At 71.7% G+C, this 21634-nt stretch carries 21 protein-coding genes; 9 read left to right on the top strand and 12 right to left on the bottom strand.

What is annotated here, in order from left to right; genetic code table 11:
* Position 1: 1 nt before the first annotated feature.
* The 3 genes from KBX08_RS05245 to KBX08_RS05235 form a co-directional block, all read right to left on the bottom strand.
* Positions 2–502, bottom strand: coding sequence for a metallophosphoesterase (locus KBX08_RS05245; RefSeq protein ID WP_210781396.1), 501 nt, complete (start codon positions 500–502; stop codon positions 2–4).
* Between the two features lie 128 nt (positions 503–630).
* Entirely contained in the window at positions 631–3507 is a 2877-nt protein-coding gene (locus KBX08_RS05240; RefSeq protein ID WP_210781395.1) for a ricin-type beta-trefoil lectin domain protein, read from the bottom strand.
* A 153-nt stretch (positions 3508–3660) separates the two neighbouring features.
* Complete coding sequence (locus KBX08_RS05235) at positions 3661–5493, bottom strand: glycoside hydrolase family 15 protein (protein ID WP_210781394.1); 1833 nt, start codon at positions 5491–5493, stop codon at positions 3661–3663.
* 111 nt (positions 5494–5604) lie between these two features.
* Here KBX08_RS05235 and KBX08_RS05230 point away from each other — a divergent pair, with 111 nt between their 5' ends.
* Entirely contained in the window at positions 5605–6192 is a 588-nt protein-coding gene (locus KBX08_RS05230; RefSeq protein ID WP_210781393.1) for a general stress protein, read from the top strand.
* A gap of 55 nt (positions 6193–6247) precedes the next feature.
* On the opposite strand, the gene KBX08_RS05225 is transcribed toward KBX08_RS05230, so the two are convergent.
* Positions 6248–6835, bottom strand: coding sequence for a DUF1684 domain-containing protein (locus KBX08_RS05225; protein ID WP_210781392.1), 588 nt, complete (start codon positions 6833–6835; stop codon positions 6248–6250).
* Positions 6836–6868: 33 nt separating this feature from the next.
* Complete coding sequence (locus KBX08_RS05220) at positions 6869–7438, bottom strand: TetR/AcrR family transcriptional regulator (protein ID WP_112678031.1); 570 nt, start codon at positions 7436–7438, stop codon at positions 6869–6871.
* A gap of 60 nt (positions 7439–7498) precedes the next feature.
* On the opposite strand from KBX08_RS05220, the gene KBX08_RS05215 reads away from it, so the two are divergent.
* Entirely contained in the window at positions 7499–7987 is a 489-nt protein-coding gene (locus tag KBX08_RS05215) for an FBP domain-containing protein (RefSeq protein ID WP_210781391.1), read from the top strand.
* 61 nt (positions 7988–8048) lie between these two features.
* Here the strand turns inward: KBX08_RS05215 and KBX08_RS05210 are convergent, their stop codons facing one another.
* Entirely contained in the window at positions 8049–8582 is a 534-nt protein-coding gene (locus KBX08_RS05210) for a GNAT family N-acetyltransferase (protein WP_210781390.1), read from the bottom strand.
* 156 nt (positions 8583–8738) lie between these two features.
* On the opposite strand from KBX08_RS05210, the gene KBX08_RS05205 reads away from it, so the two are divergent.
* Together KBX08_RS05205 and KBX08_RS05200 are read left to right on the top strand one after the other, a co-directional pair.
* The gene (locus KBX08_RS05205; protein ID WP_112583452.1) at positions 8739–9221 is read left to right on the top strand and encodes a MarR family winged helix-turn-helix transcriptional regulator; all 483 of its coding nucleotides are present in this window, start codon (positions 8739–8741) and stop codon (positions 9219–9221) included.
* 10 nt (positions 9222–9231) lie between these two features.
* A complete protein-coding gene (locus tag KBX08_RS05200) occupies positions 9232–10218 on the top strand; it encodes a pirin family protein (RefSeq protein ID WP_210781389.1) in 987 nt (328 codons plus the stop codon).
* Between the two features lie 64 nt (positions 10219–10282).
* Here KBX08_RS05200 and KBX08_RS34350 read toward each other — a convergent pair whose 3' ends face one another.
* A complete protein-coding gene (locus KBX08_RS34350; protein WP_255750115.1) occupies positions 10283–10411 on the bottom strand; it encodes a hypothetical protein in 129 nt (42 codons plus the stop codon).
* A gap of 134 nt (positions 10412–10545) precedes the next feature.
* On the opposite strand from KBX08_RS34350, the gene KBX08_RS05195 reads away from it, so the two are divergent.
* Positions 10546–12135: a phospholipase D-like domain-containing protein gene (locus KBX08_RS05195; RefSeq protein ID WP_210781388.1), complete on the top strand. Its 1590-nt coding sequence runs from the start codon at positions 10546–10548 to the stop codon at positions 12133–12135.
* Here the strand turns inward: KBX08_RS05195 and KBX08_RS05190 are convergent.
* Positions 12084–12833, bottom strand: a complete 750-nt coding sequence (locus tag KBX08_RS05190) for a hypothetical protein (protein WP_210781387.1) — start codon at positions 12831–12833, stop codon at positions 12084–12086. The two genes, KBX08_RS05195 and KBX08_RS05190, sit on opposite strands and share 52 nt — an antisense overlap.
* A 377-nt stretch (positions 12834–13210) precedes the next feature.
* Between KBX08_RS05190 and KBX08_RS05185 the strand changes: the two genes are divergently transcribed.
* Complete coding sequence (locus KBX08_RS05185) at positions 13211–14035, top strand: SigB/SigF/SigG family RNA polymerase sigma factor (RefSeq protein ID WP_210781386.1); 825 nt, start codon at positions 13211–13213, stop codon at positions 14033–14035.
* Positions 14036–14141: 106 nt separating this feature from the next.
* Here the strand turns inward: KBX08_RS05185 and KBX08_RS05180 are convergent, their stop codons facing one another.
* Genes KBX08_RS05180 through KBX08_RS05170 form a run of 3 tightly spaced genes read right to left on the bottom strand, consistent with a single transcriptional unit; the run spans position 14142 to position 16918 of the window.
* The gene (locus KBX08_RS05180) at positions 14142–14732 is read right to left on the bottom strand and encodes an N-acetyltransferase (protein WP_210781385.1); all 591 of its coding nucleotides are present in this window, start codon (positions 14730–14732) and stop codon (positions 14142–14144) included.
* A complete protein-coding gene (locus KBX08_RS05175) occupies positions 14729–16240 on the bottom strand; it encodes an APC family permease (protein WP_210781384.1) in 1512 nt (503 codons plus the stop codon). Before KBX08_RS05175 ends, KBX08_RS05180 begins: the two co-directional genes overlap by 4 nt.
* Positions 16241–16291: 51 nt before the next feature.
* Positions 16292–16918, bottom strand: coding sequence for a GPP34 family phosphoprotein (locus KBX08_RS05170; RefSeq protein WP_210781383.1), 627 nt, complete (start codon positions 16916–16918; stop codon positions 16292–16294).
* A gap of 183 nt (positions 16919–17101) precedes the next feature.
* Between KBX08_RS05170 and KBX08_RS05165 the strand changes: the two genes are divergently transcribed.
* Genes KBX08_RS05165 through hrpB form a run of 3 tightly spaced genes read left to right on the top strand, consistent with a single transcriptional unit; the run spans position 17102 to position 20737 of the window.
* Positions 17102–17926: a helix-turn-helix transcriptional regulator gene (locus KBX08_RS05165; protein ID WP_307850448.1), complete on the top strand. Its 825-nt coding sequence runs from the start codon at positions 17102–17104 to the stop codon at positions 17924–17926.
* Positions 17927–17967: 41 nt separating this feature from the next.
* Positions 17968–18168, top strand: coding sequence for a DUF397 domain-containing protein (locus tag KBX08_RS05160; protein WP_210781382.1), 201 nt, complete (start codon positions 17968–17970; stop codon positions 18166–18168).
* A 28-nt stretch (positions 18169–18196) separates the two neighbouring features.
* Positions 18197–20737, top strand: a complete 2541-nt coding sequence (gene hrpB, locus KBX08_RS05155; protein ID WP_210781381.1) for an ATP-dependent helicase HrpB — start codon at positions 18197–18199, stop codon at positions 20735–20737.
* Positions 20738–20745: 8 nt separating this feature from the next.
* Here the strand turns inward: hrpB and KBX08_RS05150 are convergent, their stop codons facing one another.
* The gene (locus KBX08_RS05150) at positions 20746–21471 is read right to left on the bottom strand and encodes a PP2C family serine/threonine-protein phosphatase (protein WP_210781380.1); all 726 of its coding nucleotides are present in this window, start codon (positions 21469–21471) and stop codon (positions 20746–20748) included.
* Positions 21472–21634 lie beyond the last annotated feature (163 nt).

The following is a 21634-nucleotide window of genomic DNA, read 5'->3' as shown; positions in this document are numbered from 1 at the left end:
GTCAGGGGCGGGGCAGGGGGTGTAGGTGGACCTTGGTGAGGGCGCCGGTGTGCACCTCGGCGGTGAGGTAGGTGGCGTGGGGTTGGGAGCGGCGGTCGGTGGGTGAGCCGGGGTTGAGCAGGCGCAGCCCAGAGGCCGCCTCGGTGTCCCAGGGGATGTGCGAATGCCCGAACACCAGCAGGTCGACGTCGGGAAAGCGGGCCGCGCACCGCTTCTCACGGCCGGTCCGTTGACCGGTCTCGTGCACCACCGCCATCCGCAGGCCGTCGAGCTCGACCCGGGCCACCTCCGGCAGCCGGGCGCGCAGCGCCGGGCCGTCGTTGTTGCCGTACACCCCGATCAGTCGGCGTGACCGCGCGGTCATGGCGTCGAGCAGGGCCTCGTCCACCCAGACGCCGGCGTGCACCACCACGTCGGCCGCCTCGATGGCCGCCCAGAGGGGCCCGGGTAGGTCCCGGGCCCGCTTCGGTACGTGGGTGTCCGCCGTGAGCACCAGCCGCATCCCGACATCCTCCCCCAACCTCACGATCACTTGATGCTGAGTAGCTGTTGGAGCCTTCCCACAACTACTCAGCATCAAGTGATCAAGGAGCAACGTGCCGCGGCATCTCCGAGCCGGTCAGGGGGCGGTCACGGCAGGGTCCAGCGTTGCGCCCCGGTGCCGTTGCAGGTCCAGATCCGCAGTTGCCGACCGTCGGTGAGGTCCGAGTTGGGGATGTCCAGGCACCGCCCGGACTGGGGGTTGCGCAGGCTGCCGTCCGACTGGGCGGCCCACTGCTGGGCCCCGCTGCCGTTGCAGTCGTAGAGCTGCACGAGGGTGCCGTCGGTGGTCCCGCTCGCCTTCACGTCCAGGCACTTGGCGAGCCCCCGCACCGTGCCGTCGCCGGGCAGGCTCCACCGCTGGGCTGCGGTGCCGTTGCAGGTCCAGGTCTGCACCTTGGTGCCGTTCGCGGTCTGGCTGGAGGCGATGTCCGCGCACTTGCCGAGGGCCTTGACCTCACCGGTGCGCGCCCCGCCGGTGCCGACGCCCGGGCCGGTGAAGGTGTAGCTGTCCACGTCCAGCAACGCCCCGCTGCCGCCGGTGACGACCAGGTACAGGTCGTGGGTGCCGTCGTCGGGCTTGGTCACCGTGGCGCTCAGCTCGGTGTAGTTGTCCCAGCCGCCGGTGTTCGGCACCGCGATCCGGGCGACCTCGGTGCCGGTCGGTGAGTCGTACCGGAAGGAGAGGGTGCCGCCGGGGCCGCCGGAGGAGACCCGGGCCCGGACGCCGGTGATCCCCTTGAGGCTCACCGCGTGGTGCCGCACGCTCTCGCCGTTCTGGACGTCGCCCAGCCGCTTGCCACCCTCGGCCGCCGCCTGGTCGATCACCTTGGGGCCGTTGAGCTGGACGAAGTGCTCAGCCTGCCACTGTTTCGGGTAGAGGCTGATCTCCTGCTCACCGGTGAGCGCGGCCGAGCCGGTCGCGCCGCGATCGGTGTAGCTGCCCCGCAGGACGAAGAACAGCACCGAGTCGGGGCCGGCGTGCACCGGGCCGGTGTTGAAGGTCGCGCCGCAGCCGGTCCCCTCCCCCTCCTCGTGGGCGTGCTCCTGGTGGCCCAGCGCGGCCCGGACGACCACCGCCGAGCAGGCCGGCGTGCCGTCCTGCGGGTCACTGGCCGTGGCGCCCACCGCCAGGTCCTGCCCCCAGTCGAAGAGCCCGCCGGCGGGCAGGCCGGTCAACGTGACAGTCGGCCGGTTGTTGCCGACCACCACCGACACCACTGTGGTGGCGCTGCGGCCGGTGCCGTCGTTGACTGTGAGCCGGGCGCTGTAGGTGCCGTTGGCGGAGTACGTGAAGGACGGGTTCGCGGCTGTCGAGTCGGTGCTGCCGTTGTTGGTGAAGTCCCACGCGTACGTCAGCGGGTCGCCGTCCGGGTCCGAGCTGCCGGCGCTGGAGAAGGTCACCGAGAGGGGGGCCAGGCCGTTGTCCCGGTTGACGGTGGCCTTGGCTTCCGGCGACCGGCCACCCTGGACATAGTTGATTTTGTAGAGACCGGCGTCTACCGCGCCGGAGAAGTAGCCGCTGCCGTACTCCAGCAGGTAGAGCGAACCGTCCGGGCCGAACTGCCAGTCGATCGGATGGACGAGCTTCATGCCGGCGAGCACCGGCTCGATGACGGTCGGCGTGCCGGTGGACGGGTTGCCGTTGTCGAACTGGACCTCCTTGATCCAGTTGCGGCAGTACTCGGAGATCAACCACTTGTTGTCGTAGTAGGCCGGCCACTTCACGTCCGAGACGAGATTCGGGTCGTAGTGGTAGACCTCGACGTGGTTGGGCGACCCGCACCCACCCGGGTTGTCCAGCGCCGGCCAGTCCTCACTGCCGCCGTGCTGTTCCCAGACCAGTGCCGGTTTCGTCGGCGGAAGCTGCTGGACACCCGTGTTGCGGGGTGAGTTGTTGACCGGGCCGGTCGAGCCGCCGCAGGGGAACCAGCCGCGCGGTGTGGCGGTGGCGAAGTCCCAGTCGTTGTAGGCGACGTTGGGGCCGCCACAGTACGGCCAACCGTAGTTGCCGGGCCCGTTGGCCCGGTTGAACTCGTCGTAGGCCGCCGGGCCACGGTTGGCGAGGTCGGCGCCGGCATCCGGGCCGACCTCACCCCAGTAGAGGGTGTTGTTGGCCTTGCGGTCCACCCAGATCCGGTACGGGTTGCGCACGCCCATCACGTAGATCTCCGGGCGCGTTCGGGCGGTGCCGGCGGCGAAGATGTTGCCGGCGGGGACGGTGTAGCTGCCGTCGTTCTCCGGGTGGATCCGGTTGATCTTGCCGCGCAGGTCGTTGGTGTTGCCAGAGGTGCGTTGGGCGTCGTACTGCGCGTTGCGGTTCGTCCGCTCGTCGATCGGGGCCATTCCGGCGGAGTCGCCGCCGGAGTTGGTGTTGTCGCCGACGGCGAAGTACAGGTTGCCGGCGGTGTCCCAGCTCATCGAACCGGCCGAGTGGCAGCAGAGATCGCGTTCGGTGGGCCACTCGATCAGCACGTCCTCGCTGCCCGGGTCGAGCAGCAGCGTGGACGGGTTGAAGGTGAACCGGCTGATCCGGTTGACCAGTGGGGTGACCTTCGGCGAGTAGAAGAGGTAGACCCAGCGGTTGCTCGCGAAGCTCGGGTGCAGGGTGATGCCGATCAGGCCGTCCTCGAAGCGGGCGTCCAGCGCCAGGGTGAGGGCCACGGTGGTGGACCTGGTCGCCGGGTTGTAGAGGCGGACCTGGCCACCGGCGCTGCTGGTGCCCCGGTTGATGTAGAAGACCTTGCCGTCGGGTGCGACGGCCAGTTCGATCGGTTCGCCCATGGAGAGGCCACCGTCGAGGGCGACCTTCTCGAACCCGATGGTGGCGGGCGGGGCGAGGGCGGCGGCCTGGGCCGGGGACGCGGCGGCCGGTAGAACGCTTGCCTGCGGGACGAGGCAGAGGGTGACCAGGACGGTGAGCAGAGTGGTGGCGCTGACGAGCCGTCGACGCAGAGTGCGGGACACGAGACCTCCAGCTGTCCGGGGGATCTCGGTGCCGCTCCCGCCGACTGGAGGAGCACCGCGGTGTTTCCCGGACATTAACGTCTTTCACTGGAAGGCGATAGAACTTCGCGTCATCGGATCGAAAGTTGTCAAGATTTATACGAAAGTACGGGCTCAGCTACGCGTCGGGGTGAAGTGCGCCGGGGGCATCGCGCAATTGCGCAACGTCAGGTCCTGCTCGACGTCGGTGAGCACACCTGCGGCATTGATGAGACCGATGTGCGAGAACGCCTGCGGGAAGTTGCCCAACTGCTCCCCGGTCTGCTGGTCGATCTGCTCGGCGAACAGGCCCAGGTCGTTGACCCGACCAGCCAGATCGCGAAACAACTCGTGTGCCCGGTCCCGCTCGCCGGCCAACGCCAGGCAACTCACCAGCCAGAACGAACAGATGACGAAGCCCGCCGGGTCGCCGTCCCAGCGCCGCAGCAGGCCGTCGTGCGACAGCCGCCGCTCCACCGCGCGGACCGTCGAGCGCATCCGAGGGTCGTCGGCCCGCAGAAAACCCACCAGCGGCATCACCAGCACCGACGCGTCCAGCTCGTCGGAATCAAAAATCCCGGTGTACGACTGGAGCCGGTCGCTCCACCCCCGCTCGAGGATCGCCGCGCGCACCTCGTCCCGGGCCGCCGTCCAGCGAGCCAGGTCCTGCGGCCCGCCGAGCTGGTCGCCGAAGCGGACCGCCCGGTCCAGCGCCACCCAGCACTCCACCTTCGAGGACACGTGGTGGTGTTGCACTCCACGCTCCTCCCACATCCCCGCGTCCGGTTGCTTCCAGTCCTGCTCGGCCTGATCGGCGAGCACCCGGAGCAGGTGGTAGACGTCCGGGTCGAACGGTTCGAGCTGGTCGCGCATCAGCCAGGCGGCGTCCATGGCCGCGCCGTAGATGTCGTTCTGCCGCTGCCGCCACGCGTCGTTGCCGGTCACCACCGGCGGGCTGTCGCGGTAACCGCCGAGCTGGTCCAGCCGATGCTCGGTGAGGTCCCGCTCCCCCAGCACCCCGTACATGATGGGCACCGGCTGGTCGCCGATTCGGCCCATCGCCCGGCCCAACCAGGCGAACTGCCGCCGCACCTCGTCGAAGCACGCCGAGCGCCACAGCGCCCGCAGGGTGTGGCTGAAGTCGCGCACCCAGACGTAGCGGTAGTCGTAGTTGCGGTCCCCGCCGAGCTTCTCCGGCAGCGAGGTGGTCACCGAGGCCACCACCGCGCCACTGGGCCGGTACGTCATGCCCTGCACCACCAGCCCGCTGCGCCGCACCTCCTCGGCGTAGAGGCCCTTGTAGTCGTGCTCGTCGGCCCAGGACCGCCAGCCGGCGACGGTGTCGGCGATCGTCTGGTCCGCGTCCGGCACCTCCGGCAGTGGCGCGTCGTAGGTCGGGGCGTACCCGAGACTGAAGTTGTGGGTCGTGCCGGCGCGGACGGTGAACGTCGCCGCGGCATCGCCATCGTCGCCGCACGCCAACCGCACGCTGCTGCGGAAGGTGAGCCGCGCGGCCCCGGCGATGGCCTCGAGCATGTCCTCACGCTCGACCAGGTATGCGATGGTGCGCCCGTACTCGAAGCGCGGACGGTAGTGCACCCGCACCGGCACCGCACCGGAGAGTCCCTGCACGCTGCGGACCAGCACCTGCGGTGGGTGCATGCCGATGTCGTGACCTCGCGAGCCGGGCTCGAAGGCGAGCGCGTCGGTGAGCGCGACCTCCCCTTGCGCGGTGCGGAAGATGGTCCGCAACACCAGGGTGTGCTCCAGGTAGCTCCGTTCGACAGTGAAATCGACCTCCGGTCGGATCGACCAGTGCCCCGCGCCGTCGTCGAGCAGCCGCCCGAACACCGACGGTGCGTCGAACCGGCCCGGGCACCACCAGTTCACCGAGCCCGAGGCGTCCACCAGCGCCGCGCTGCGGCCGTCGGCGAGGAAACCGTAGTCGCTGATCTGTCCGCTCTCCACCTGACTGCCTACCCGGGCAGTCCGCGCCCATTCCCCTCCTGCCCGACGGTGGAGACCGCGTTACCGGTCGGCCTGGACGGGAACCCGGCGGGCTGACGAGGGAGGATGCTCATGACGTCAGCTTCGGGGCCGACCGCCGCGTGGCGGCCCGGCACACAGGGTGGCGACCTGCTTCCATCCGGGCCGGCCGGCCGCCTGTCGACACCGGCCGGGGACGGCCACGGGCCGGAGACCGGCCCGCCGACCGTGACGATCGGCTCGTACCCGGACTATCCGACCGCGCAGCGGGTCGTCGACTACCTGGCCGACAACCGCTTTCCGGTGGAGCACAGCGCCATCGTCGGCACCAACCTCACACTGGTGGAGACGGTGCTCGGGCGTATGACCACCGGTCGCGCCGGCCTGCTCGGCGCCGGTACCGGCGCCTGGTTCGGGCTCTTCATCGGCCTGTTGTTCGGCATCTTCACCGTCGGCAACTGGCTGGCGGTGATCCTGGTCGGGTTGGTCATCGGGGCGATCTGGGGTGCCGTGTTCGGCGCGGTCGCACACGCCATGACAGGCGGGCAGCGCGACTTCACCTCGGCCAGCTCACTGCGCGCCGGCCAGTACGCGGTGACAGTCGACGCGCAGCTCGCCGACCAGGCGCGACAGCTGCTCGGTCGGATGCAGATGTCCAGCTCGACGCAGAACGCCCGCTGAGCGACGACCGACCGCCCGTCCCGGCAGCACTCGGGGCGGGCGGCCGCGTCGTCGTTCAGTCGTGATACGCCAGCTCGCCGGCCCGCAGCGGCACGTCGACCCGGTTCTCCGGTGGCGCCAGCGGGCAGGCCCAGCGGTCGTCGTAGGCACAGCTCGGGTTGTAGAGGTAGTTGGCGTCCAGCCGGACCCGGTCGCCGGGCAGCAGCTCGACGCCCCGGCCGAAGGTGCCCTTCACCGTGTCGGTGAGGTACCGGCCTCCGCCGTAGCTCTCCCGCCCGCAGGTGCCGTCGCGCAGCGGAACGAACAGCCCGCCCCCGTACGCCTCGATCCACCACAGGGTCAGCGGCCCCCACGGCGTCTCGGCCACCGCGATTCGCCGGTAAGCGACCACCCCGTCCGGGCCACCGGTGTCGATGCGCAGCTCGCCGCTGGCCGAGCGCAGAGGCGCCTCGACCACGGCCTCCGGGTTGGGTGGGAAGTAGCGCACCCCGGCGAAGTCGGGCCGCTCCGCCACGGGGATCGGGCTCTGCGGGTGGGTGGCGAAGAGTTCGTCGCGGCCGGCGCGGAAGCCGGCCAGGTCGACCTCGGACAGGTACAGCCGGGCCACCCGCTCCCGCCAGTCGGCCAACTCCAGATCATCCACGTCACCGAGCCTATGCCGTGGCTCTGCGGCAGCTCAGCGCGACGGCCAGTTGGTCAGGACGGCGTCGAGGGCGTCCAGGGTGCGCGACCAGGAGTCGTCGGTGGGGCGCGGGGTGTGCCGGAAGCCGCCGGTCTTCTCCAGGCTCACGAACCCGTGGAACGTGCTGTGCATCATCCGCACCGCGTCGGTCTGGTCGGGCTCGGAGAGCCGGTAGCCGCGCAGGATCGCCCGGGTCATCTCGGCGTGCCGGACGCCCGCGCTCGCGGCGGCGGTCTCCGGGTCGAGGTCGATCTGCATGGCCGCGTAGCGGCCCGGGTGCTCTCGCGCGTAGTCGCGGTAGGCGTTGGCGAACGCCACCAGCGCGTCCTTGCCGGCCCGGCCGGCGAGCGCGGCGGCGACCCGGTCGGCCAGCTCCGCCAGTGCCAGCAGGGCGATCCTGACCCGCAGTTCGTGCGCGTTCCTCAGGTGGAAGTACAGGCTGGCGTCCTTCACCCCGAACTGGCGCGCGAGCGCGGCAACAGTGACGTTCTCGACGCCCACCTCGTCGGCCAGCTCGGCTGCGGCCAGCGTCAGGCGCTCGACGGTCACCCCGGCACGTGCCATGCAGCACACTCCAAACCTAGCCGTAATAATCGCTTGCCTAAGAGGGCTAGGCTACTACCTATGTTGGCCCTAACCGAATCCGTCATCCGCGCGTCCTTCGTCAATTGCAGCAAGGGCGAGGCGAAGCGGCTGACCGTACCGAACGATCTTGAAGTGCGTCAGTGGGACGACCTCGACTTTCTCGGCTGGCGGGATCCCTCCGCGCCGCAGCGGGCCTACCTGGTCGCCGAGACCGACGGCGAGCTGGCCGGGGTGGTGCTGCGGGCCGCGGCGCACCAGACGGGGCGTGTGCGGCACAGCATGTGCTCGTTCTGCCTGACCACCCACCTCGGCGGTGGCGTCTCGCTGATGACCGCCCCCAAGGCCGGTCCGAGCGGACGCCAGGGCGACTCGGTGGGCACGTACCTGTGCTCCGACCTGGCCTGCTCGCTGTACCTGCGGGGGAAGAAGCACGCCGGGCCTCCCGCGCCCGAGCCGTTGCCCCTGCCGGAGCGGATCGACCGCGTCAGGACCGCCCTCGCGACATTCCTCCGCAAGGTCACCGAGTGACGGTTCGAGACGGCCTGCGCGGCCGGGGCCGGAGCGCGTTCGGGCCCCGGTCCGCCTCCGCCTAGCGGTCGGTGGCCAGGCGGGCGTGCAGGTGCTCGTCGTAGCGGCGACCGTCGCCGTACCGGTACGACTCGCGCAGGGTGCCCTCGGCCGGGTAGCCGGCGCGGTCGGCGACCCGGCAGGACGCCGGGTTGGCCACCGCGTGACACAGCTCCACCCGGTGCAGCCCGAGATCCGCGAACGCCCAGTCGGTGAGCCGGACGACGGCGCGGACCGCCACCTGACGCCCCCGTGCCGCGGGCACCGTCCAGTAGCCGATGGACGCGTCGCCGTCGTGGATGCGGTGCAGCGACACCGAGCCGAGCAGTTCGCCGTCGGCCGCCGCGGTGACCGCCATCGAGGCGTGGCCACCGGTGGACCAGTCGGCCCGGCGACGCACCCAGAGCAGCGCGACCTCGTCGTCGATCGGGCGGCCACCCTGCGGGTTCCACTGGGCGATCGCCGGGTCCCGGAGCGCGTCGCGCACCGCCGGGGCGTCCTCGTCCCGCCAGGGGCGCAGCAACAGGTCGGCGGCGGCGAGTTCCACGTGTTCCACGAGGCCGGAGTCTGGCACAACCCCCGGCCTCCGCGCCGCCGGATTAACGCGGCTTTCCTTCAAAGCTGCACGATCCGGCGGCCAGAGCGTGAGGAAGTGACCCAGGCAACGCTCAACGACGTTACTTAAATTTTGAAAGAATGCTACCGTCGTGGCATGACCGAGAGCCTGGACAGCACCCGAGAGGCCGCCTGGCGCGCCTACATCGAGGCCAGCCAGCGTCTCTACACCCAGTTGGAAGAGGATCTGCGGGTCGACAGCGACCTCAGCTTCGCCGACTACCACGTGCTGGTCCTGCTCTCCGAGGCACCCGGGCAGCGGCTACGGATGGGCGAGCTGGCCAGCCGGTTGATCTTCTCGCCCAGCCGCCTCACCTACCAGGTCTCCTCCATGCAGCGTCGTGGCCTGGTCAGCAAAGAGCCCTGCCCGGACGACCGGCGTGGCAGCGAGGCGGTGCTCACCGCCGCCGGGCTGCTCGCCCTGCGGGAAGCCGCACCCCACCACCTGGCGTCGGTGCGTACCCATCTCATGGACGACCTCGACGATGCCGAGGTCGCCTGCCTCACCCGGGTCTTCGACCGGCTCGGCGAGCGCCTGCGGGCATCGCGGGTCAGCTCGACCACCCCCGCCTCACGCTAGGAGCCTCGACATGCCCGCGATCACCGTCGACAACGTTCTCGTCCTGCCCCGCCTGCCCCAGCTCGACGAGGCCACCACGATCCGCCCGGTCCGCACCGTGACCACGGCGCCCAGCGGCTTCGAGGGTGAGGGCTTCCCGGTCCGTCGCGCCTTCGCCGGGGTGTCGACCACCGACCTGGACCCGTTCATCCACCTCGACCAGATGGGCGAGGTCGACTACGCGCCGGGCGAGCCCAAGGGCACGCCGTGGCACCCGCACCGCGGCTTCGAGACCGTCACGTACATCATCGACGGCGTCTTCGACCACCAGGACTCCAACGGTGGTGGCGGCACCATCACCGACGGCGACACCCAGTGGATGACGGCGGGCAGCGGCCTGCTGCACATCGAGGCGCCGCCGGAGCACCTGGTGATGAGCGGCGGGCTCTTCCACGGCACCCAACTGTGGGTCAACCTGCCCCGCTCGGCCAAGATGAACCCGCCCCGCTACCAGGACATCCGGGGTCGGGAGTCGGCGCTGCTCACCACGCCCGACGGCGGCGCGCTGATCCGGGTCATCGCCGGCGAGGTCGCCGGGCACCGCGGCCCGGGTTCGACCTTCACCCCGATCACCATCACGCACGTCACGGTGCAGCCGGGCGCGCAGGTCGACCTGCCCTGGCGGCCCGACTTCAACGCCCTGGTGTACGTGCTGGGCGGTCGCGGCACGGTCGGCACCGACCGGCGGCCGGTGCGTACCGGCCAGCTCGCGGTGCACGGCCCGGGTGACGCGCTGCGGTTCAGCGCCGCCACCTCGCAGGACAGCAACACCCCCGCACTGGACCTCTACATCATGGGCGGTCAGCCGATCCGGGAGCCGGTGGCACAGTACGGCCCGTTCGTGATGAACACCCGGGACGAGCTGCTCAAGGCGTTCGAGGACTTCCAGGCCGGTCGCCTCGGCGTGATCCCCACCGAGCGGCTCCCGCACACCGGCGGCCAGGGCACCCGGCCCTGACCACGCTCGACCGCTGAGTTCGGCGCCGACGCCTCCGGTTCACCCCGGGGGCGTCGGCGCCGCCTCAGGAGACCGCAAAGATCCCGGCAACGCCCAGAATCACCATCAGCAACACCGCTACCAGCGCACCCCGTTCGCTCTCCACCGCCGGCTCGCGGTTCTCGGTCACGGGATTCGTCGTGTCGCGGGGCATGGTGTGGCCTCCTCGGCTGTTGTCGCGTCGCTTCCGATGGCGTTGGCCAGGTCACCGGTCTGGGGTCCTGGCGTGCGGACCCGCGTCGGGGGTCCTACCGTGAGGACGTTGCCGACCTCCAGGGGGGCTGGACGGTGCCGTTGCAGGACTGGTTCCTCACCGCTGAGGAACGCGCCAACCCGGTCTCTGGCTTACCCGTGTGGACCACGGGAAACCTCGCCGAACCGTTGATTCACGGTGCCGCGTACTTCGACCGACTGGTCCACGAGGTCGAGGCCCTGGGCTCCGGCGACCACCTGTTCTTCACCGACTGGCGGGGTGACCCGGACCAGCGACTGCGCCCGGACGGTCCGACAGTGGCCCAACTCTTCGCCCAGGCCGCGCAGCGCGGTGTGGTGGTGAAGGGGTTGATCTGGCGCTCGCACCTCGACGTCCTGGCGTACAGCGAGGCCGAGAACCGCGACCTCAGCGAGACGATCTCGGCCGCCGGTGGCGAGGTGCTGCTGGACCAGCGGGTCCGGCGCGGCGGCTCGCACCACCAGAAGCTCGTGGTGCTGCGGCACCAGGGCGCGCCCGAGCGGGACGTCGCCTTCGCCGGCGGGATCGACCTGTGCCACAGCCGCCGCGACGACGCCGCGCACCACGGCGATCCGCAACCGGTGCAGATGTCCCCCCGGTACGGACCCAATCCGCCCTGGCACGACGTGCAGCTCGCGGTGCGCGGTCCGGTGGTCGGCGCGTTGGACACCCTGTTCCGGGAACGCTGGACCGACCCGATGCCGCTGGACTCGGAGAACCCGCTGGCCTACCTGCGGGACCGGCTGCGCGGCTCGGATTTGCGCCCCGACCCGCTGCCCGAGCAGCCGGCCGACCCGCCGCCCTGCGGTCCGCACCAGATCCAGGTGCTGCGCACCTACCCCGCCGTCCGTCCCCGCTACTCGTTCGCACCGGACGGGGAGCGGACCGTGGCCCGGGGCTACACCAAGGCGGTACGCCGGGCCCGCCGGCTGATCTACCTGGAGGATCAGTACCTCTGGTCGGCCGAGGTCGCGGACCTGTTCGCGCACGCGCTGCGGGACAACCCGGACCTGCACCTGATCGCCGTCGTCCCCCGCCACCCGGACGTGGACGGCAAGCTGGCGTTGCCGCCGAACATGGTCGGGCGCGAGCAGGCGCTGTCACTGTGTGAGCGGGCCGCACCGGACCGGGTGCACGTGTTCGACGTGGAGAACCACGCCGGCGAGCCGGTCTACGTGCACGCGAAGGTCTGCGTGGTCGACGACGTCTGGGCCAGCGTGGGCAGCGACAACTTCAACCGGCGGTCCTGGACGCACGACAGCGAGTTGTCCTGCGCGGTGCTCGACGACACCCCGGACCAGCGGGAGCCCACCGACCCCGCCGGGCGGGGCGACGGCGCGCGGAGCTTCGCCCGGGACCTGCGCCTGCGGCTGTGGCGCGAGCACCTGGACCGCGACCCGGACGGCGCTGACGACGCCGACCTGTTGGACCCGGCGGACGCCGTCGCGGCCGTCACGGCCGCCGCCGACGCGCTACAGCAGTGGTACGACGACGGCCAGGTGGGAGAACGGCCGCCCGGGCGGCTGCGCCCGCACCGCCCCGAGCGGCTGCCGTGGTACACCCGGGCCTGGGCGCTGCCGATGTACCGGCTGGTCTACGACCCGGACGGCAGGCCGCTGCGGGCGAGGCTGGCCGGCACCTGGTGATGCGGTCGGGCCGGCTCCGGTGCGGCGACCGCGTGCACGTTCAGCCCGCCGGGGTAGGCGAACGACGAGCGCGGTGAGTAGTAGCCGAAGCCGATGGTCAGCGGGTTGGCCGGGCGCAGCGCGTACATCGGATGGCCGGGCTGGAGGAACTCCACCGACTCGATCTCGAACGGGGCGACCGGCTCGGCGATGAACGGGTAGGCCGAGCTGAGCAACTGGCCGTCGCGCCGGGTGAAGTAGCGGTGGTGCCCGCTGCTGATCACGTGACCGGTCTCCCCCACCCGACACCGGGCCCGGACCAACGGCGTGCCGTCGATCTCCGTCTCGGAGAGCAGGTCCTCGCCGTTCACGTCGATCCGGGTGCGCCCGGCGAGCACCGGGGCGCCGCGAGCGAGGGCGTACTCACGGACCCGCCGGCTGGAGGCCACGTAGTGGGTCCACCAGCCACCGGCGTTGAGGCCGCCCGGCGCGTCGACGCCCAGCAGCGAGACGCCGAGGTAGGTCAGCGAGTACGCGCCGAAGCCGGAGGTCTGCGTCTCGTCGTCGACGATGTACTGGTTGAGGAAGACCTGCCGGTCGGGGCGGGGGCAGAGCCCCGGCGGGACCAGCGCGGCGACCGCGTCGGGGTCCGCCGGCAGCCAGCTGAAGTAGAGGGTGCGACTGTTCACGACAAGCTGGGGAGCGGCTGGATCGAGCACGGTGCCTCCGAACCGGGTGTGTACACGCGACGCTACGGCCGGTCCCACCAGCGGGACAAGGACGGATAGTCGACACTCCTGGCGACTTGTCGGATTTCATGTTGACCAGTCGGCGCGACCCGTGGGCCGATCGGCCGGACCGGCCAGCCGACCGGGTACCGGATCGCAGCGGGAACAACGGGTAAGGATCCTCACAACCATCCCGACTTCCGCGCCATTTGCCCCTTTTATTGCTCAACACACCTTAAGTACATCAACCTTTCGGCTAGATTTCTGGGAGACGATCAGGTTAAGGTGACTCCCGAACGGCCTATTGGAAGCTAAACCAAAGCGTCACGTCTTTCTTGTCAGCGGACGAGGTGCAGGGAGGACCACCCATGACCGCGCCAACGATCACCGAGCAGCCGAGCGTCGCCGCCAAGGCCACCACCAAGCTCGACCCGCGCGCTCTCACCGACAGCGCCGCCAACCTGCTCAACGCGATGGCCGCGCTGCCCGCCAACCACCCGTCGCGCGCCGCTCTGCGGGACCGGGCGATCGAGGCCTGGCTGCCGCTCGCCAACCACCTGGCCCACCGCTACAGCGGGCGCGGCGAGCCGAACGACGACCTGGCGCAGACCGCCGCGATCGGCCTGATCAAGGCCATCGACAAGTTCGACCCCGAGCGCGGTGTCGACTTCGCCGGTTACGCGATCCCCACCATCATCGGTGAGCTCAAGCGGCACTTCCGGGACCGCACCTGGGACATCCGGGTGCCCCGCCGGCTCCAGGAGCTGCGGCTGGCCATCTCCGACGCCAACAGCTCGCTCCTGCAGACCCTCGGCCGCTCGCCGACGGTCGCCGACATCGCCGCGCACCTCAAGCTCACCGAGGAAGAGGTGCTGGAGGGCCTGGAAGGCGCCCGCGCGTACAACGCGGTGTCGCTGTCCACCCCGACCGGCGACGGCGAGCGCGCCACCGAGCTGGGCGACATGCTCGGCGGCGAGGACAGCGAGTTCGAGCTGGCTGAGCTGCGGGTCGCCCTCGGCCCGGCGCTGGCCACCCTCGACGAGCGCGAGCAGAAGATCCTCACGCTGCGCTTCTACGGCAACCTGACCCAGTCGCAGATCGCCGACCAGATCGGCGTCTCGCAGATGCACGTCTCGCGACTGCTGACCCGGGCACTGACCAAGCTGCGTGGCCAGCTCGACGGCACGTACTGACCGGTTGACGACAGGAGGGCCGGGTCCATGGACCCGGCCCTCCTGCGTGCCCGCATTGTCACGTGGGCGTGACAGTGCGACAGCTGAGCGCGGCGGTGAGGTCGGGTCAGGAGCTGACCGGCTCCCGCCACATCGGCCAGAACGGCGTCCCGTCGGGCACCCGGAACGGCTCGCCGGCCAGGTAGCCGTGCTTCGCGTACAGATCCCGACTGCGTGGGCTGCTCGCCTCCAGGTACGCCGGCATCCCGTTGGCGTCCAGCCAGGCGTGGTGGTGGCGCATCAGCGCGCTCCCCAAGCCCTGCCCCTGCCGGCCGGGCCGGGTCGCCAGGAACGCGAGGTGGTGGTGATCCGGATGCGGGTGGTTCGCCGCGAACAGCTCGTCGAGGTGCTGGAACCGGTCGGTCCACTCGCCGCAGGCGGCGGCCAGTCGGGCGTCGTAGTCCGTCGGCGGCGGCGCCGGCTCACCGACCGACGGCAACCAGACCGCGACCGAGGCCCGGTCCGCGGTCGAGTGGACGATGCCGTGCCGCATCGCGTGCCCGACCAGGATCTCGAAGTCGCCGGCCAGTACCGCCTCCCGCTTACTCGGGTCGGGGACCAACCAGTTCGTCACCTCCAGGACGGTGAACGCCTCGGCGATGCGACCCGCCACGAGGGTGGTCTCCTCCGGCCCGAGTTGCTCGATGACCACGCTCATCGGGTCACCTCCACGGCGGCCGGGGCCTCCGGCTTGACGGCGGCCGCGGCGCTCGCCGCCCCGAGGCCGATCCGGGCGTACGTGTCCGGGCGGTTGCTGCGCAGCAGCAGGGCCCAGCCGACGCCCAGCAGGGCGGCTACCGGGTACGCGGCGGGCAGCGCCCAGCGCAGCGTCGAGTCCGGCGCGACGCCGAGCAGGTTGGCGAAGTTCGACACGGCCAACCAGATGATCACGAAGAGCGCGATGGTGGCCAGGCCGGGCGCGATGGCCCGTCGCCAGAGGTTCTCGCCCCCGGCGGAGCGGGCGAAGTAGGCGATCACCGCCACCGAGGTGGTGGCGATCAGCAGCAGGACACCGAAGCCACCGGTGGTGCCGACCCAGAAGAAGAGCTGCACCACCGGATCCCAGCCGTTGATCGCGTACAGCAGGATGACGAGCAGTCCGAGGACGCTCTGCGCCACCGAGGCGGCCCGCGGCGCACCGGTACGGGCCGAGGTCTGCCCGAACACCGCCGGCAGCACCCGCTCCCGACCGAGCGCGAAGGTGTAGCGGGCCGTGGTGTTGTGGAACGAGATCATCGCGGCGAGCACCGAGGTCAGGAAGAGCACCTGCCCGATGGTGACCGCGGTGTCGCCGAGGTGCGCGGCGGCCAGGTTGAAGATGAGCCCTACGCTCTGCTCGCCGGCCTCGGCGACGATCTGGTCCTGCCCGACCGCGACGGTCATGGTCCACGACGACAGCGCGTACAGCCCGGCGATGATCGCCACCGAGAGGTAGGTGGCCAGCGGCACCGTCCGCTTCGGGTCCTTGCTCTCCTCGCTGAAGACCACCGCCGACTCGAAGCCGACGAAGCCGAGGACGGCGAGCACCAGCACCGCGCCGACGCCCGGCACGAAGAGGTTGTCCGGGGAGAACGAGGCGAAGCTGACCCCACCGTCGGCCGGGTTGCCGAGCTGTCCCAGGTCGAAGACGAGGACCACCACGATCTCGGCGACCAGCAGCGCGGCCAGGACCATGCCGTTGAGGTCGACCCGGAGGAGGCCGAGCAGGCCGACCAACGCCCACGCCACCAGGGCCACGACGGCCCAGTGCGGGTGCCCGCCGAAGAGCCGGTCGAGCACCGGCTCGGCCGCCACGCCGATGGTGCCGTACAGCCCGACCTGCAACGCGTTGTACGCGATCAGCGCGACCCAGGCGGCGCCCACGCCGGCCGGTCGGCCCAGGCCACGGGAGACGTAGGCGTAGAAGGCGCCGGCGTTCTCCACCCGGCGGGACATCGCCACGTAACCCACCGAGAAGAGCGCGAGCACCGCGGCGATCAGCAGGAAGGCCAGCGGGATGCCGGTCACGCCGATGACGCCGTAGCCGGTGGTGACGACGCCGGCCACCACGGTCAGCGGCGCGGCGGCGGAGAGGACGAAGAAGATCACCGAGGGGATGCCGAGACGGCCCCGGGCCAGGGCTTCGGAGACGTTGCTGGGTCGGTCGACTGTCGATGTCGGGGGCATACGACTACTCCGATTGTCGAGGGGAGGGTTGGGGGTTACCGGGGGGGGGGATCAGGGAATGCCGCGCAGCACGGCGGCGCCGACGGCGGCCTCGGTGTGCCCGACGAGTTCCTTGAGTGGCGCCGGCAGCGCGGGGATGAGGACGTTCAGCCGGTGGTGCGCGCGGGGGCCGGCGCTCCACAGCACCTCGCGGGTCAGCCCCGCGGCCACGACCAGGCCGAGCAGCAGGGCGTCCGGCACGCCCGGCGGGTCCGGCCGGTCCAGCAGGGCCCGTAGCCGGGTGGCCGGCCAGGCCACCGCGTTGAGGTCGATCGGCAGGTAGCTGACCGAGGTACGCAACAGCCGGCGGCTCTCCTGGCGGCGCAGCACCCCGGCGCGGGCCAACCGCTCCCCCACCGAGGTCGTGGCGCTCTGGGCCAGGAAGCTCAGCCAGGTGCGCAGCTCCCGGTGCTGGGACTCACCGACCAACTGGTCCAGCACCGTGTGCGCCAGGGCGTCGGCCGGCGGACGCCGGTCGATGACGGTGATCTGCCCGGCCGCGACTGTGACATGTCCATAAAGGATCAGCTCGCCGAGGAGCCCGCCGGCCAGCCCGAGCCCGGTCGCCGCCGGGTGCAGTTTGGCCTTGCCGCGACTGTCGTTGTGTGCGATCAGGAAGAACTCGTCGGCGATGAGCAACGGTCCTCCCGCACAGGTGTGTCCACAGTGATCGCGACCGGGAAAGGATGCACCGACAGCTACTGCAACGCAACTCCCAGATTTGAAAGTTGCACTCCGTACATCTGCGACCTGCGGATCTTGTCGTGGCAGACTCGGACGGTGACCGCCACTCCCACCATCCGACCCGCCCCCAGCCCGACCGTGCGGCGACGCCGCATCGCCCGGGAACTCCGCCAGCTTCGGGAACGCGCGGGCATGACCCTCGATGTGGCCGCCCGTCAGCTCGACATGTCGAAGAGCAACCTCTCCCGGATCGAGACCGCGCAGATCGGCATCAAACCGCGCGACGTCCGGGCCGCTCTCGCGCTGTACCAGGTGACCGGTTCGGACGCCGAGGCGCTGATCGAGATCGCCCGGGGGGCACAGCAGCGCGGCTGGTGGCAGAACTACAGCGACGTGCTCCCCGAGTGGTTCGAGTTCTACGTCGGGCTGGAGGCCGAGGCCGCGGCGCTGCGCACGTACGAGGCCGAGTCGGTGCCCGGACTGCTGCAGACCGAGGCGTACGCCCGGGAGATATTCCGGCGCACCGCCGGCGAGGACGGTCTGGAGCGAAAGATCGCCGCCCGACTGCGCCGGCAGGAGGTGCTGCGCCGCGAGGACCCGGTCGATCTGTCGGTGATCCTCAACGAGGCGGTGCTCCTGCGCCCGGTCGGCGGCGCCGCGGTGATGGCCGAACAACTGGTCCACATGAGCCGGATCGCGCAGCTACCCAACGTGACAATCCAGGTACTGCCCTTCACCGCTGGCGGGCATCCCGCGATGAGCACCCCGTACGTGATCCTCAACTTCGCCGATGCCGCCGACGCGTCAGTGGTTTACCTGGATAACCTCACGATGGGGCTGGCTCTGGAGGGAGCCGATCATGTGCTCGGGTATAGCCTTCTGCACGAGGAGCTGTGCCGGATGGCGCTCGATCCGACGGCGTCGTTGACCCGTCTTGAGCATGCTTCTCGTAACTTTGCGTGACCGCTTCTGCGGCACGCCGACGCAGACGAGAGGTACCGCGGATGACGGCGTACGACCTGACCCGAGCGGACTGGCGCACCAGCACGCGCAGCAGCGGCAACGGCAACTGCGTGGAGGTCGCGACAGTCGACGGTCAGGTCGCCGTCCGGGACAGCAAGGACCGCTCCGGCCCGGTGCTCGCCTTCGGTGCGACGGCCTGGCGGGCCTTCGTGCTCGGCGTCGCCGAGGTCCGTCGCTCCTGACGCACCCGTCCCGGTGCGAGACTGGGCCGTGCTCTCCGACGTAACACTTGACCTGCCGGTCCGTCCGGTGCTGCCGGCGCTGGTCGCGGCACTCGACGCGGCCGGCGCCGGTGTGCTGGTGGCCCCGCCGGGCACCGGCAAGACCACCCTCGCGCCGCTGGCCGTGGCCGACCGGGTGTCCGGTCGGGTGGTGATCGCCCAACCCCGCCGGGTGGCGGCCCGTGCCGCCGCCCGGCGCATGGCCGAGCTGCTCGGCGAGCGGGTCGGTGAGCGGGTCGGCTACGCGGTACGCGGCGAGCGCCGGGTCGGCCCGGCCACCCGGATCGAGGTGGTCACCACCGGTCTGCTGGTCCGCCGGCTGCACCACGACCCGGAGCTGCCCGGCACGGGTGCCGTGCTGCTCGACGAGTGCCACGAACGCCAACTCGACGCCGACCTCGCGCTCGCCTTCACAGTGGAGGCGCGCGCCACCCTCCGGCCGGACCTGTGGCTACTGGCGATGTCGGCGACCCCGGACACCGACCGGTTCGCCGCGCTGCTGGGCGGGCCCACCCCAGCGCCTGTGGTACGGGCCGACTCGGCGTTGCACCCGGTGGAGCGGATCTGGGCGCCACCGGCGCGCCGGATCGCCCCGCCCGGGGCCGGGCCGGTGGACCGGGCCCTGCTCGACCACGTGGCCGCCACCGTCCGCCGGGCGCTGCGCGAGCACGACGGCGACGTGCTCGTCTTCCTGCCCGGGGCCGGCGAGATCGCGGCGGTCACCGGCCGGCTGGCCGACCTGCGGGACGCGGTCGCGCTGCTGCCGCTGCACGGCCGTCAACGCGGCGCCGAGCAGGACGCCGCGCTGCGTCGCGCGGACCGACGGCGGGTGGTGCTGGCGACCGCGCTGGCCGAGACCAGTCTGACCGTCCCGGGTGTGCGGATCGTGGTGGACGCCGGGCTGTCCCGGGTGCCCCGGATCGACCTGGCCCGCGGGCTGGGCGCGCTGGTCACCGTGCCGGTCTCCCGCGCCGCCGCCACCCAACGGGCCGGCCGGGCCGGCCGGGAGGCCCCCGGGTACGTCTACCGCTGCTGGTCGGCGGCGACCCACGAGCGGCTTCCCGCCCGTGCCGAGCCGGAGATCGCCACCGCCGACCTGACCGGCTTCGCGTTGGAGCTGGCCGCCTGGGGCCGACCGGACGGCGTCGGGCTCGCGTTGCCCGACGCGCCGCCGGCCGCCGAGATGACGGTGGCCCGGGACACCCTGGAGACCCTGGGCGCTGTCGACGCCGACGGTCGGATCACGGCGCGGGGGCGGTCGATCGCCGCCGCCGGGGCGCACCCACGGCTGGCCCGTGCGCTGCTCGACGGCGCCGGCCGGGTCGGCGCCGACCGGGCCGCCGAGGTGGTCGCCCTGCTCGCCGAGGAGAGCGCGGCCGGCCCCGGTGACGATCTGGTCGCCGGTTGGCGTCGGCTGCGCACCGGCGTGGACGCGGGCGCGACAGCCCGCTGGCGCACCGAGGTACGCCGGCTGCGGGCCGCGCTGCCCGCCGGCGCCCCGCCGAAGGGCCACGCCGACGCCACCGGCCGCACCGGCTCGGGTGGACTGAGCGACGATCTCGCCGCCGGGCTGCTCGTCGGTCTGGCGTACCCGGAACGGCTGGCCCGGGTGCGGCGGCCGGGCGGTTCGGCGTACCTGATGACCGGCGGCACCGCCGCGGAGCTGGCGGCCGGCTCGGGGCTGACCGGGTCCGACTGGCTGGCGGTGGCGGTCGCGGACCGCACCCCCGGCGCGCCGTCGGCCCGCATCCGCCGGGCCTCCCCGGTGGACGAGGCGACGGCCCGGGAGGCGGCCGGTCCGTTACTGCGCACCGGCCGCGAGGTCGGCTGGTCCGACGGGGACGTGGTGGCCCGGGAGGTGACCCGGCTGGGCGCGATCGAGTTGGTCCAGCGGCGGCTGGACCGGCCGGACCGGGCGGAGGTGGCCGCCGCGTTGCTGAGCGGCCTGCGCCAGGACGGGCTGGGCCTGTTGCCCTGGACGCCGGCGGCTCGGGCGCTGCGCGAGCGGCTCGCGTTCCTCCGGCACCACCTGGGCGAGCCGTGGCCGGAGGTCGGCGACGACTCGTTGCTCGACACCGCGCCGACGTGGTTGGGCCCGGAGCTGGCCGCCGCGCGACGCCGCGCCGACCTGGCGCGGGTCGACGTGTCGTCGGCGCTGCGTCGGCTGCTGCCCTGGGCGCAGGCCGCCCGCCTCGACGAGCTGGCCCCGGAGCGGATCGAGGTGCCGAGTGGTTCTCGGATCCGGCTGGACTACGGCGACCCGGCCGCGCCGGTGCTCGCCGTGAAGCTCCAGGAGACGTTCGGCTGGCCGGCGGCCCCCCGCATCGCCGACGGTCGGGTGCCGGTGCTGCTGCACCTGCTCTCCCCCGCCGGCCGGCCGGTGGCGGTCACCGCCGACCTGGCGTCGTTCTGGCGTACCGGCTATCCGCAGGTCCGCTCCGAGCTGCGCGGGCGCTATCCGCGGCACCCGTGGCCGGAGGATCCGGGAACGGCGAAACCCACCCGGCACGCCACCCCACGTCGGCGCTGAGCGCCGGCCTACTCCTCGACGACGTCGGCCACCACGACTGTGACGTTGTCCGGCGCGCCGGCGTGCAGGGCCAGGTCGATCAGCTTGGCGGCGCAGGCGTCCCGGTCCGGATAGCCGCTGAGCACCTCGGTGAGGGTGTCCGGGCGGACCACGTTGGAGAGGCCGTCGCTGCACAGCAGCCACCGGTCGCCGGCCCGGGGCACCATCGTCGCGTACGACGGGGAGACCTCGTCACCCTGCAACGCCTGGGTGACCACGGCCCGGCGCGGGTGGCTGCTGGCCTGGTCGGCGGTGATCACGCCCTGATCCACCAGCATCTGGACGAACGTGTCGTCCCTGGTGACCTGCTTGAGCACGCCCTCGCGGTACAGGTAGGCCCGGGAGTCGCCGACGTGCGCGAGCGCCAGGCAGCTGCCGGTACGGGCGAAGAGCAGGGCGGTCAGCGTGGTGCCCATGCCCTGGCGCTCGGGATCCTCGGCGACCGCCTGCCGGATCCGGGAGGTGGCCAGCGCGATGCCGCCCTCGAGCGCGGCCACCAGGGCGTCCTCGGGTGTCTCCACGTCCAGCGGGACGACCGCGTCGATGGTGAGGGCACTGGCCAGGTCGCCGGCGGCCATTCCGCCCATGCCGTCGGCGACGGCGACGAGCCAGGTGCCGGCGTGCAGGGCGTCCTGGTTTCCGCTGCGGATCAGCCCACGGTCGCTCGTTCCCACGGAACGCAGCTTCAGGGTCATGGGAGGCAGCCTGCCAGGCGAAGGGCGCAGTTGTCTCTAGGAGATCAGGACGACGGCGCGTGGCGCGGCCAATCTCACGTCCGGGTGGCGGCGCGTCGGAGAGCGCCGCTCGGGCTGACCGCCCTCGTCGGATGCTGAAACCCATCCAACCAGATCAATTGAC

Source organism: Micromonospora sp. H61 (assembly GCF_018070325.1).
Taxonomy (GTDB): Bacteria; Actinomycetota; Actinomycetes; order Mycobacteriales; family Micromonosporaceae; genus Micromonospora; species Micromonospora salmantinae.
The sequence above is the reverse complement of the archived record's forward strand: the minus strand, read 5'-3'. Positions and strand labels throughout refer to the sequence as shown.